The 12423-nt window shown below is 68.3% G+C and carries 9 protein-coding genes; 2 read left to right on the plus strand and 7 right to left on the minus strand.

Annotated elements, in window-relative coordinates; genetic code table 11:
- The first annotated feature begins 83 nt into the window (after window positions 1–83).
- Together cdpA and QZM72_RS24700 are read left to right on the plus strand one after the other, a co-directional pair.
- Window positions 84–1826, plus strand: coding sequence for a cyclic di-GMP phosphodiesterase CdpA (gene cdpA / locus QZM72_RS24695; protein WP_218828341.1), 1743 nt, complete (start codon window positions 84–86; stop codon window positions 1824–1826).
- A 27-nt stretch (window positions 1827–1853) separates the two neighbouring features.
- The gene (locus tag QZM72_RS24700; protein ID WP_301739469.1) at window positions 1854–3362 is read left to right on the plus strand and encodes an HDOD domain-containing protein; all 1509 of its coding nucleotides are present in this window, start codon (window positions 1854–1856) and stop codon (window positions 3360–3362) included.
- Window positions 3363–3455: 93 nt separating this feature from the next.
- Here the strand turns inward: QZM72_RS24700 and QZM72_RS24705 are convergent, their stop codons facing one another.
- From QZM72_RS24705 to QZM72_RS24735, 7 genes are all read right to left on the minus strand, one after another.
- Complete coding sequence (locus tag QZM72_RS24705; RefSeq protein ID WP_089467031.1) at window positions 3456–4250, minus strand: ABC transporter substrate-binding protein; 795 nt, start codon at window positions 4248–4250, stop codon at window positions 3456–3458.
- Window positions 4251–4603: 353 nt separating this feature from the next.
- Entirely contained in the window at window positions 4604–5692 is a 1089-nt protein-coding gene (gene astE / locus QZM72_RS24710; protein WP_301739476.1) for a succinylglutamate desuccinylase, read from the minus strand.
- 7 nt (window positions 5693–5699) lie between these two features.
- Window positions 5700–7040, minus strand: a complete 1341-nt coding sequence (gene astB, locus QZM72_RS24715) for an N-succinylarginine dihydrolase (RefSeq protein ID WP_301739470.1) — start codon at window positions 7038–7040, stop codon at window positions 5700–5702.
- A 14-nt stretch (window positions 7041–7054) separates the two neighbouring features.
- Entirely contained in the window at window positions 7055–8518 is a 1464-nt protein-coding gene (gene astD / locus QZM72_RS24720; protein ID WP_301739471.1) for a succinylglutamate-semialdehyde dehydrogenase, read from the minus strand.
- 7 nt (window positions 8519–8525) lie between these two features.
- Window positions 8526–9557, minus strand: a complete 1032-nt coding sequence (gene astA / locus QZM72_RS24725) for an arginine N-succinyltransferase (protein WP_301739472.1) — start codon at window positions 9555–9557, stop codon at window positions 8526–8528.
- Window positions 9554–10621, minus strand: a complete 1068-nt coding sequence (gene aruF, locus QZM72_RS24730) for an arginine/ornithine succinyltransferase subunit alpha (RefSeq protein ID WP_301739473.1) — start codon at window positions 10619–10621, stop codon at window positions 9554–9556. Before aruF ends, astA begins: the two co-directional genes overlap by 4 nt.
- A 30-nt stretch (window positions 10622–10651) precedes the next feature.
- Window positions 10652–11884: an aspartate aminotransferase family protein gene (locus QZM72_RS24735; protein ID WP_089467025.1), complete on the minus strand. Its 1233-nt coding sequence runs from the start codon at window positions 11882–11884 to the stop codon at window positions 10652–10654.
- Window positions 11885–12423 lie beyond the last annotated feature (539 nt).

Here is a 12423-nt window from a genome sequence, read left to right on the forward strand (position 1 = left end):
ACAGGAAACAGACGTCACGCAAGGGCTCCTGGCGCAGCGCCTTGCATACGCTGCGCCGCTTCGCTCGGTCGGGCGGCGCGCTGATGCCCGCGCGCGCCGTGGCGCCGCGACGCGACGACTCCGTGCGCAACTGGCTGGAACAGACGGTCGGCACGGTGGATTTCCTCGCCCACGTCGACCGCGAGCTACGCTTTCTGTACGTGTCCGACGCGAGCCTGCGCTTCATCGGCTACCACCGCGACTACCTGCATACGCTGACGCTGCGCGACCTGATCGCCGAACAGGATACCCCGGCGCTCGAAGGCCTGCTCGCTCGCGCCGCGCGTTCGGGCCAGGTCGAGAAGGCGACGATGTGCATCGTCAAGTCGCTCACCTACCCGCTGGACGTCGAGGTTCGCGCGTTCAAGAGCCGCCACCACGGCGTCGACGGCTTCGCGATCGCGGCGTTCGACGTGTCGTCGTGGCGCGCGCTCGAGGCACGCCTGACGTACGAAATGCATCACGACCCGATGACGGGGCTCGGCAACCTGTCCGCGCTCGTGCCGGCGCTGATGCGCGCGCAGCAGACCGCCGACGAGGACGGCACCTGCGCGGCGCTGCTGCTGCTCGACCTCGACGACTACCAGCGGATCAATCGCGCGCTCGGCTACGACGCGGGCGACATGCTGCTGCGCGAGACCGCGCAGCGGTTGAAGGCGCGCATCACGCCGGACGTGCAGCTCGCGCGCGTCGCGAGCGACAAGTTCGCGATCGTGCTGGGCGCGCCGGACCGCGCGCAGGCGAGCCACGCCGCCGATTCGCTCGCGCGCCGGCTGCAGGCCGCGGTGCGCGAGCCCTACGTGTTCCAGGGGCAGACCGTGCACCTGTCCGCGAGCATCGGCATCGCGCTCTATCCGGACGAACGTGCCGCGCCGCATCGCGCGCAGCATCACAGCCCGCTGCTGCGCCGCGCCGACCACGCGCTCTCCCAGGCGAAGGCATCGGGCGGCAACGCGCTCGCGTTCCACGCGCCCGTCGACGATCCGGCCGACGCCGAACGGCTCAAGCTCGAAGCCGACCTGTACGACGGCGTGCGCAACGGCGAGTTTTCGCTGCATTTCCAGCCGATCACGCGCAGCCAGTCGGGCGCGGTGGTCGGCGTCGAGGCGCTGATCCGCTGGCGCCATCCGGTGCACGGCCTCGTGCCGCCGGCCACCTTCATCCCGCTCGCCGAATCGATCGGCCTGATCAACTACCTCGGCAACTGGGTGCTCAAGGCCGCGTGCATGCAGCTCGTCGCGTGGGACGGCCAGGGGCTCGCGCTGCAATACGTGGCGGTCAACGTGTCGCCGCAGCAGTTCCGCGACCCGCGCTTCACGCAGAACGTGCGCGAGGCGATCGCGCTGACCGGCATCGACCCGCGCCGCATCGTGCTCGAAATCACCGAAAGCCTGCTGATGCACGATCCCGCGCACGCGAAAATGCTGCTCGAGGAACTGACCGGTCTCGGCATCCGCTTCGCGATCGACGATTTCGGCACCGGCTACTCGAGCCTTGCCTATCTGCAGCGCTTCCCGCTCGCGAAGCTGAAGATCGACCGCAGTTTCGTCGAGAACCTGCTCACGTCGCGCAACGACCGCGCGATCGTGTCGGCGGTGGTCGGCCTCGCGCAGACACTGGATCTCGAGCTCGTCGCCGAAGGCGTCGAGACCGAGGCGCAGCGCGAGCTGCTGACGGAGATGGGCTGCAATCACATCCAGGGCTGGCTCGTCTGCCAGGCGCTGCCGTCCGAGGAGCTCGCGCGGCGCTTCGAGGCGCAGCAGCTGCACCTGCACGCCGCCGCCTGACGCGCGCGGCGAACCGAACAGATCCGTATGTCAACCACCGAATACCTGCCCCGCACCGCACTGCTCGACAAGCTGTGGGCCCGGATGAACGAACGGGGCGATTTCCCGCTGCTGTCGGAATCGCTGCGCGCGACGATGGCCGCGATGAAGAACGACGACCTCGACTTCACCGCGCTCGTGCGCGTCGTGCTGTCGGACTTCGCACTCACGCAGAAAGTGCTGCGGCTCGCGAACTCCGCGATGTACATGGCGTTCGGCGGCAACATCACCACCGTGACGCGCGCGCTGATGGTGCTCGGCATGGACGCCGTCGGCCATCTCGTGGTCGGGCTGAAGCTCGTCGACCACTTCCATCAGAGCACGCCGCGGCGTATCGACGCGAAGCTGGAGCTCAACCGTGCGCTGCTGTCCGGCTGCGTCGCGCGCAAGCTCACCGAGCACACCGAACTGCGCGGCGGCGAGGAAGCCGTCGTCTGCACGCTGATGCGCCAGGTCGGCAAGCTGCTGGTGGTCTGCTATCTCGACAGCGAATGGGACCGCATCCGCCGCCGCGCGGCCGAGCTGAACGGCGACGAAGCGGCCGCCTGCGTCGACGTGCTCGGCGTCGGCTTCGACGAGATCGGCCTCGAAGCGGCCGCGCGCTGGCGGCTGCCCGACATGATCCGCGCGGGGATGGCCGACGACGATCACGCCACCCGCACCGACGCGTTCGACGACGATAACGGTGACGGCCGCCGCGCGGCTCCGGCCGACGACGGTCCGGCCGCGCGCGTCCATTGGCTGCGCGCGGTGAGTCGCTGCTCGACCGACGTCGCCGGTGCGCTCGCCATGTCCGCGGGCGCGCAGCGCGACGCGCGCATCGCGGCGCTCGCGCAGCACTACGGCGCCGAACTCGGCATGGAATCCGACGCGCTCGTCGAGATCGCCGAGCGGCTGGCCCGCGAGGAAACGAGCGACACCGTGATGCGCGAGATCGTCGAGCTGCGCGCGAACGCCGATGCGATCGCGCGTGCGCAGGCCGAGCCCCAGGCATGCCTCGAAGCCGGCCTCGCCGACCTGCGTGCGCTGCCGTCCGAGCACGTGCTGACGCCGGTGCTCGCGCTCGCGTCGGAAAGCCTGCTGGCCGGCCTCGCGTTCACGCGCACCGTGATGTTCTTGCGGCACGACGACGGCACGTTCGCCGCACGCCTGGGCTTCGGCCCCGGCGTCGATACGGCGCTCGACCGGCTGCATTTCGACGAACGCTTCGAGCCGGACGTGTTTCATCTCGCGATCTCGAACTCGGTCGGCATCTTCATCGAGCAGGCGCAGGAGCCGAAGATGATGAAGCGCCTGCCCGTGTGGTATCTCGACGCGTTCGACGACACGCGCGCGTTCGTGCTGCTGCCCGTGCGCGTCGGCACGACGAGCGTCGCGCTGCTGTACGGCGACTGGGCCGGCGCGCAACCCGCGCGCAAGATCTCGCAGCAGGAGATGGCCGTGCTCAACGAACTCGCGCGCGAACTGGGCCGGTTCTTCGCCGCGCAGCCCGGCTGACGGCCGGCGCGCCTTCCGTCGTTTTCGCTCCGCAAAAGCAAACCGGCCGCATCGGCGGCCGGTTTTTTTACAGCGTGCGCTTGGGCGCGGCGCTTACTTGAGCGTCACGGGCACGCTGAAGTACTTCTTCGCGAGGGTGTCGATCGTGCCGTCGGCCTTCAGGTCCTTCAGCGCCTGATCGAGCGCGGTCTTCAGCGCCGCGTCGTTCTTGCGCAGACCGAAGCCGACGCCCGAGCCGAGGATCTCGGCGTCGCTGACCGTGCCGCCCGCGAACGCGAAGCCCTGGCCTTGCGGCTTCGTCAAGAAGCCCTTCGAGCCGGCTTCCGAATCCTGGAACGTCGCGTCGAGACGGCCCGACTTCAGGTCGGCATAGGCCAGATCCTGCGTCTGGTACGGCACGACTTCAACGCCGGCCGGCGCCCACTTCTTCTTCGCGTACGCTTCCTGGATCGTGCCCTGCAGCACGCCGACGCGCTTGCCCTTCAGCGATTGCGGGGTCGGCAGCAGGCCGCTGCCCTGCTTCGCGATCAGCTGGTTCGGAATGGTGTAGATCGGATCGGTGAACGCGATCGCGTGCTTGCGCTGGTCGGTGATCGTCATGTCCGAGTTGATCGCGTCGAACTTGCGCGCCTGCAGCGCCGGGATCAGGCCGTCGAAGTCGTTCTCGACCCACACGCACTTCGTCTTCAGCTTCGCGCACACCGCGTTGCCGATGTCGATGTCGAAGCCGGTCAGCTTGCCGTCGGGCGTCTTGTATTCGAACGGTGCGTACGAGGCCTCGACGCCGAACCGGATCTCCTTCAGATCCGCGGCAAACGCGCTGCCTGCCGCCACCGCCGATGCCGCCACCACCGCATGTGCGGCCACTTTACGCCAATCCAACTTCATCAGGTGTTCTCCTCGATACTCGAATGTTCCGGAACAACGGGCGCATGCATCATTGCAGGGTCGGATGACATCGACAATGCCGACGCCGCGCCGTGATGCGGCGCAACAGCCGCAAGGGCGCGATTGTACCAATCCGCGCGCCCCGATACGGCAAAGCGGCCACCGCCACGCGATGCTGCGCCGCGGGCACGGCGGCCGTCATGCGTGCCGTCGAACTTGCAAGACGATGTCGCAAATACGCAAGCACGACACGCGGGCCGTCTGCGCGGCGGGTGGACGTCATCCCAAAAATGAATGTCCACGGGACGATGCGCAGACGGCGAGTCGCCGCGGTCCGCATACTTGCGCATCGATCAGACGAGTGCGGCCAGCGTGTCGCGCGTCGTATCGATCACGAGCAGGCCCGCCCGCAAACCCGGCTTCACGGTCGGGTTCGGAAACACGATGCGCTCCTCGTCGTGCTTCACCGTGTAGCGGTAGTCGCCGTCCTGCGCGAGCACGGTGCCGCGCGCAAACGCGGTGAAGTTCGCGACGTCGGCCGCGACGAACAGCTCGAGCGCATCGCTCTGCTTCGTGATCTGGTCGATCACGGTGAACACGCGCGGCAGCGACGGATGGCCAACCCCGGCCTCGACATCCACCGGCGGACGGCCGCCCCGCAGATGGCCACCCCGCGGGTGGCCGCCCCACCCACCCGACACCAGCTTGCGCACCGCGCGGTCGGCCGGCGCGAAGCGCGTCAGGTCGTTCTGGCCGAACGGTCGCACCTTGCCGAGTTCCAGCGTGCACGCGAGCGCGCCGCAATGCTCGGCCGTGAAATGCGAATACGTGTTGCCCTTCGCGGTATGCAGCAGCACGGCCGCGATGCGTGCATCGCCGAGCCATTCGACCATCGCGCGCGTCGGCGGCGTGCCCGTATGCGGCAGCAGCGCGAATTGCTCGAACACCGATGCGCGAATCGCCGTGTGCATGTCGATGTGCCAGCGCGCGCCGCCCGCCGGCGCGGCCGCGAAGAATGCGGCGGCCGCTGCTTCGAGCTGCGCGGCGCGCGGCGCTTCGCGGCTCGCGGGCACCTGCGCGTGACGGCCGCTGAACAGGCGGTTCAGGTCGTCGTCGAGATAGCGCTCGCCCGCGCGCATCGCCGGCACGTTGCCGAGCACAACCAGCAGCCGGCACGCGAGCGGCAGCGTGCCCGCCGCGAGATCGCGCACGAGCAGCGACAGCAGTTCGATCGGCGCGGTCTCGTCGCCGTGCACGCCGGCCGACACGACCACGCTCGCGCGCGTCGCGTCGGCGGCGGCGGCCGGTTCGAACGCGAGCAGCCCGTCGCCGAGCCATTGCCAGCGCTCCGCGCCGCCCGCGCACGCGCCGTCCTTGTCGGCCGGTGCGCCACCGGCGAGCGTGAACGCGAGGAAGTCGTCGAGCAACGCGTTCGCCGGCATCCGTGCCTCAGCGCTGGAAGTCATACAGCGACCCGACGCGCAGAATCTGCGTGAGTTCGTCGAGCGCCGTGCGCGATTCGTCGAGCAGCGCCGGATCCGCGAGGTCTTCCGGGGCGAGGCGATCGCGATAGTGCGTGTCGATCCACGCGTCGAGCGACGCGAACAGCGTGTCATTGATCCACACGTTCGACGTGACGGCCGCGCGCTCGGCTTCGGTCAGCACGACGCGCAGGCGCAGGCACGCGGGGCCGCCGCCGTTCTTCATGCTTTCGCGCAGGTCGAACACGAGCACGTCGTGAATCGGGCCGTTGCCGGCGGCGAGCTGGTCGAGATAGGCGGCGACCCGCTCGTTCTCGCGGCATTCCTGCGGCACGACGAGCACCTGCGAGCCGTCCGCGCGCGACAGCAGCTGGCTGTTGAACAGATAGGACGTGACGGCATCGTTCACGCTCACCGCCGCGTCGGGCACCTCGATCACGTTCAGGCGCGCACCGCGTGCGTCGAGCGCGGCGGTCAGCGTGTCGTAGATCGCCTGCTTGTCGACGAACGCGCGTTCGTGCGTGAACAGCGTGTCGCGGTTGCCGACCGAGATCACGTCGTTGTGAAACACGCCCGCGTCGATCACGTCCGGATCCTGTTGCGCGTAGACCGTCGCTTCCTCGGCGAGGCCGTGGCGATGCGCGACCGCGCGGCTCGCCTCGAAGGTCTGGCGCGCCGGGAAGCGCTTCGGCTCGGGGCCGCGGCGGTATTCGGCGCGGCCGTACACGAAGAATTCGATGCCCGGCTTGCCGTATTCCGCGCAGAAGCGCGTGTGGTTCGCCGCGCCTTCGTCGCCGAGCGCCGGCGTGCCCGTCAGCGCTTCGTGCACCGCGAAGTGCGTGGGGTCCGCGAACAGCGTCGACAGCGTGCGGCGCGTCGCTTCGTGCTCGATCGCGCGATGCAGCTTGCTGCACAGGTTCGCCGGCGTGAAGTGCACGCGGCCGTCGCTCGTGTCGGCCGACGGGCTGACGGTGGCCGCGTTCGCGGTCCACATCGCCGACGCCGAGCTCGCCGCGGCGAGCAGTTCGGGCGCCTGCTTCGCGGCCTTCGCGATCACGTCCGCGTCCTTGCCGGAGAAGCCGAGCTCGCGCAACAGGCGCAGCGACGGCCGCTCCTGCGGCGGCAGCACGCCTTGCGCGAAGCCGAGATCGGCGAGCTGCTTCATCTTGCGCAACCCCTGCTTCGCGGCGGCCTTCGGATTCGCGGCCGACTTCTCGTTGTTCAGCGACGCCACGTTGCCGAACGACAGCCCGGCGTAGTTGTGGGTCGGGCCGACGAGCCCGTCGAAATTGGCTTCTTGTGCGTTCATCGTCGTTCCCTCGATCAGAAATGCAGGCCCGGCGACAGGCTCGCGGGCAAGGTCAGTTGCGTGCTTTCCACCGACGCCATCGGGTACGCACAATAGTCGGCCGCGTAGTACGCGCTCGGCCGATGGTTGCCCGAGCGGCCCGTGCCGCCGAACGGCGCGGCCGACGACGCGCCGTTGGTCGGGCGGTTCCAGTTGACGATCCCCGCACGGATCGTGCGGCGAAAGTGCTCCCATGCGTTGGCGTCGTCGGCGAGCAGCCCGGCGGACAGGCCGAACGCCGTGTCGTTCGCGCGCTCGATCGCTTCGTCGAACGTCGCGTGGCGGACGATCTGCGCGAGCGGGCCGAAGTGCTCTTCGTCCGGCAGGTTCGCGACGCCCGTCACGTCGACGATCGCCGCGTTCACGAAGCCCAGGCGCGGATCGCGCTGCGTCATCGCGACGATCGGCTTCGCGCCCTGCTCGATCAGGCGCGCCTGCGCAGCGACGAGCTTCGCAGCCGCGCGCGCCGAGATCACCGCGCCCATGAACGGCTGCGGATCGGCGTCGAACACGTCGGCCGTGATCTTCGACGTGACGTCGGCGAAGCGTGCGAGGAAGCGGTCGCCGAACGCGCCCTGCGGCACGAAGATGCGGCGTGCGCACGTGCAGCGCTGGCCGGCCGACAGGAACGCCGACTGGATCGTGTGATGCACGGCCGCGTCGATGTCCTCGACTTCACCGATCACGAGCGGGTTGTTGCCGCCCATCTCGAGCGCGAGCACGATTTCCGGACGGCCGCCGAACTGCTTGTGCAGCAGCGTGCCGGTATCCGAACTGCCGGTGAAGAACAGGCCGTCGATCTGCCGGTGATTCGCGAGCGCGACGCCGGTGTCCTTCTCGCCCTGCACGAGGTTCAGCACGCCGGCCGGCAGCCCGGCTTCGCGCCACACCTCGACCGTCGCGCGCGCGACGCCCGGGGCGAGCTCCGACGGCTTGAACACCACGGTGTTGCCGGCGATCAGCGCCGGCACGATATGACCGTTCGGCAAGTGGCCGGGGAAGTTGTAAGGGCCGAACACGGCCACGACGCCGTGCGGGCGGTGACGCAGCACCGCCACGCCGTCGGCCATGTCCTGGCGCTTCTCGCCGGTGCGTTCCTGGTACGCCTGGATCGAGATGCCGACCTTCGCGGCCATCGATGCGACTTCGGTGCGCGCCTCCCACAGCGGCTTGCCCGTCTCGCGGCCGATCGCGGTCGCGATCGCTTCCTTGCGTTCGGTGAGCAGCGCGGCGAAGCGCTTGACGATCGCGCAGCGGGCTTCGAAGTCGAGCGCCGACCAGCCGGCGAATGCGCGGCGCGCGCTCGCGACCGCGCGGTCGACGTCCGCCGCCGACGCGCTTTCGCCCTGCCACGCGATTTCGTCGGTGCCGGGGTTGCGCGAAGCGAAGACGGGGCCCGAGCCTGCGACCCAGGCGCCGTCGATGAAGAGTTCCGTCATGATTCGTTTATCCCTGTTTGACTTTGAGCGGCAGCACGCGGACCGGATCGCCGGCCTTCACGTCGAGCGCGTCGGCATCGTCGGCCGACAGCACGAATGCGCCGTTCGCGACCACGCCCGGCGCGACGCCGACGCGGAAATCGCCGAGCGACGTGTTCGACACGAGCGACTTCGGCGCGTCGTCTCGCGCGTCGGGCACGCCGATCGCGACCGGCACGACGACGCTCTCGCGCACCGTGCGCAGATCGTTGACGTGGCATTCGAGCACCGGGCCCGCGTCGAAGATGTCGACGTGATTCTGGTAGCGCAGCCCTTCCGCTTCGAGCATCTTGCGGGCCGGCAGCGTGTCGCGGTGCGTGAGGCCGACCGCGTCCTGCGCGTCCTGCGGCAGCAGGTCGACGTACACCGGGTAGCGCGGCATCAGTTCCGCGAGGAACGACTTGCGGCCGTGCGAGCTCAGGTAATCGGCCGCGTTGAAATCGATCTGGTAGAAGTGCGAACCGACCGCGCGCCAGAACGGGGACGTGCCGTCCTCGTCGAAGTGGCCGCGCAGTTCCGCGCAGATGCGTTCCGGAAAGCGCTCGCGGAACTGCGCGATGAACATGAACCGCGAGCGCGACAGCAGGCCGCCGACGCCGCCCGTGCGATAGCGCGGGCTCAGGAACAGCGAGCACACTTCCGCGTAGCCCGTGAGGTCGTGCGAGATGTTCAGCGCAGACATCCGCGTCCACACGCCGAGCTCCTGGCTCGCATGCACGACCGTGCTCACGCGATAGTTGTAGAACGGCTGCTCGAGGCCGACCTGCGTTTCGATTCCGCACACGCCCGCGATGTCGCGCGTCTTCGAATCTTCCATCACGAAGAAGTAGCCGGCTTCGCCGGGCGCCGCGCGGCCTTCGAGCGTGCGGCGCGAGCGTTCGATGCGCGCGGCGAGCGCGTCGCGGTCGGGCTTGAACGTGGTCAGGCCCGGCCCGGTTTCCTTCGCGAGCGACACGAGCGCGTCGACGTCGCCCGTTTGTACGACCCGAACGACGATCATGCTGCGTCCCCTTTCAAATCTTCATCGTCGCGGCGATGCAGCGGCACGCAGCGCACGACATCGCCTTCCTTCACGTCGAGCGCCGCGCGCACGTCGCCGGCGAGCGGCGCCTCGGTGCTCCGCGCGTCGGCCGTGTCGCCCGGCAGGTCGGCCAGCACGCAGCGGAACGATTCGCCGCTGCCCGTCGATATCATGTATGCGACGTCGCCCTGCTGATGCGCGGCCTCGCGCACGACGCGCTCCGCCGCCTGCTTCACGCACGCGGTGCGGTCGACCTGCGCGGTCAGCACCGGGCCCGCGTCGAAGATGTCGACGAAGCGGTCGGGCTCGAAGCCTTCCTCGAGATGGATGTCGTACGCGAGCAGCGCCGTTTCGTTCGGCTCGCCGAGCACGCGCTGCGCGGCTTCCGGCAGCAGCGGCACGTACAGCGGATAGGCGGGCATCACTTCCGCGATGAACGTGCGGCTGCGGCCGCCCGACGCGATGTCGACGTCGGTGAAATCGCGGCCGAAGAACTTGCGGCCCACCGCTTCCCAGAACGGCGACGCGCCGTTGCCGTCGCTCACGCCGAGCAGCAGCGTGAACACTTCCGGCGTGAAGCGGCGGCGGTTCGCGGCGATGTACATCATCCGGGCGCGCGAGATCAGGTGCGCGGCCGCGTCGCCGCGCAGCGACGGATCGACGTAGAAGCCCGCGAGCCGGCTCTTGCCGGTCAGCTCGTGCGACATCGTGAGCGCGTGGATCTTGCGGTTCACGTGCAGCTCGCGCGACGCGTGGATCAGCGCGTCGTTGCGGAACGCGTAGAACGGCTCCGAGTAGCCGGCCGCGGCCACGATGCTCGCCGTGCCGAGCAGCTTGCCCGTCGACGAATCCTCGAGCACGAAGAGATAGAACTCCTCGCCGGCGAAGTCGACGTCCGCGCGAAACGAATCCTCGGAGAGCGCCACGCGTGCTTCGAGCGCCGCGCGGTCGTGCGGCAGCGAGTGCAGGACCGGCTGCGCGGTGCGCGCCATGTGCGCGAGCGCATCGAGATCCGTGAGTTTGCCGGGGCGAACAAATAGCATCGTCGTTCCTGTCTGCGATGGGCGCGCCGATCAGCGCGCGGTGGCTTCCTGGGCCGCGAGCACCTGCTCGACCGCCTTTTCGAAGCGCTTCACGCCTTCGTCGAGCAGGTCGAACGGGATCACCAGCGACGGCACGAAGCGCAGCACGTTCGGGCCGGCGATCAGCATGATCAGGCCGTGCTCGGCGGCGGCGGTGACGAAATCCTTCGCGCGGCCGTCGAATGCGGCGGTGAGTTCCGCGCCGACCAGCAGGCCCTTGCCGCGCACGTCCTTGAAGAGGCCGAAGCGTGCGTTGATGCGTTCGAGCGCGCCCTTCAGGCGCACGCTGCGTTCGCGCACGCCTTCGAGCAGCGCCGGGTCGCCGATCAGTTCGACGACCTTGTCGGCGATCGCCGATGCGAGCGGATTGCCGCCGTACGTCGTGCCGTGCACGCCGACCTTGAAGTGCGCGGCCAGTTCGTTCGTCGTCAGCATCGCGCCGATCGGGAAGCCGTTGCCGAGCGCTTTCGCGGTCGTGAGGATGTCCGGCGTGACGCCCGTGTCCATGTATGCGTAGAACTGGCCCGTGCGGCCCACGCCCGTTTGCACTTCGTCGAAGATCAGCAGTGCGTCGTGCGCGTCGCATGCTTCGCGCAGAGCCTTCAGGAATGCGGGATCGGCCGGGATCACGCCGCCTTCGCCTTGCACCGGCTCGACGATCACCGCGCAGGTTTTGGGGCCGATTGCGGCCTTCGCGGCTTCGATGTCGTTGAACGGGAGGTGCTTGATGCCTTCCGGCACCGGGCCGAAGCCTTCCGAGTACTTCGGCTGACCGCCGACGCTGACCGTGAAGAACGTGCGGCCGTGGAACGACTGCACGAACGACACGATTTCGTACTTATCGGCGCCGTGGCGGTCGAAGGCGACGCGGCGCGCGAGCTTCAGCGCGGCTTCGTTCGCTTCCGCGCCCGAGTTCGCGAAGAATGCGCGGTCGGCGAAGGTCAGCGATTCGAGGCGTTTCGCGAGGCGCAGCACCGGCTCGTTCGTGTAGCCGTTGCCGATGTGCCAGAGCTTGCGGCCTTGTTCGTCGAGGACTTTCAGCAGTTCCGGGTGGCCGTGGCCCAGCGACGTGACCGCGATGCCGCACGCGAAATCGATGTACTCGCGGCCGGACGTGTCCCACACGCGGGAGCCCTCTGCACGGTCCGGCACGAACGGGGCGGGAGAGAATACCGGCACCATCACTTCGTCGAATGTCTGGCGGGTCACGGTCGAGGTCGTCATGGTCGTTCCTTTCGGTTTCGTAAGAGGGTTCAACAGGATCAAGTTTAGGTAAGGGTGACGCAAGCGTCTTGCGGAATTGCGACGGGTTCTATCGGAAGGTTCTGTTTTTGGTTTTTGCCCTCTCGGGGAGCGGGTATGCCGTGTCGGTGGGTTTTTCTTACTATCGGTGGTCGGCTTAGGGTGTCGTGAAGCACCTGTGATCGTGTCGGTCTATTAGCGTCGCCCCTCCGCGGGGCAGCGGTCACTTTTCTTTGTCTTGCCAAAGAAAAGTAACCAAAAGAAAGGCGCTCGGAGATCGCATGACTTACCGGTGCCATCGCCAACAGAGTGGTCCGCATAAAAGTGTCCGCGCCAGTCAGGAATCCGGAGTGGTTCGAGCAATGGTTCCGACATCACTCGCTACCCCACGGAGGGACCTATCCGTGATTTCGTGGGCGAGGCATATCATGAGGTGTAAAAGTCATGGATATGCCAATGAAGAAGAAACGGCAAACTGTAGCGCGTCAGGCGGCGGCTCGCGGGCCGCTGCCTGAACTGCC

This window comes from Burkholderia sp. AU45388, assembly GCF_030481585.1.
GTDB classification, from domain to species: Bacteria; Pseudomonadota; Gammaproteobacteria; order Burkholderiales; family Burkholderiaceae; genus Burkholderia; species Burkholderia sola.

Coding starts and splice junctions, on each gene's coding strand:
- cdpA (WP_218828341.1), top strand. CDS start 84: ATGCCCGCGCGCGCCGTGGCGCCGCGACGCGACGACTCCGTGCGCAAC.
- QZM72_RS24700 (WP_301739469.1), top strand. CDS start 1,854: ATGTCAACCACCGAATACCTGCCCCGCACCGCACTGCTCGACAAGCTG.
- QZM72_RS24705 (WP_089467031.1), bottom strand. CDS start 4,250: ATGAAGTTGGATTGGCGTAAAGTGGCCGCACATGCGGTGGTGGCGGCA.
- astE (WP_301739476.1), bottom strand. CDS start 5,692: ATGCCGGCGAACGCGTTGCTCGACGACTTCCTCGCGTTCACGCTCGCC.
- astB (WP_301739470.1), bottom strand. CDS start 7,040: ATGAACGCACAAGAAGCCAATTTCGACGGGCTCGTCGGCCCGACCCAC.
- astD (WP_301739471.1), bottom strand. CDS start 8,518: ATGACGGAACTCTTCATCGACGGCGCCTGGGTCGCAGGCTCGGGCCCC.
- astA (WP_301739472.1), bottom strand. CDS start 9,557: ATGATCGTCGTTCGGGTCGTACAAACGGGCGACGTCGACGCGCTCGTG.
- aruF (WP_301739473.1), bottom strand. CDS start 10,621: ATGCTATTTGTTCGCCCCGGCAAACTCACGGATCTCGATGCGCTCGCG.
- QZM72_RS24735 (WP_089467025.1), bottom strand. CDS start 11,884: ATGACGACCTCGACCGTGACCCGCCAGACATTCGACGAAGTGATGGTG.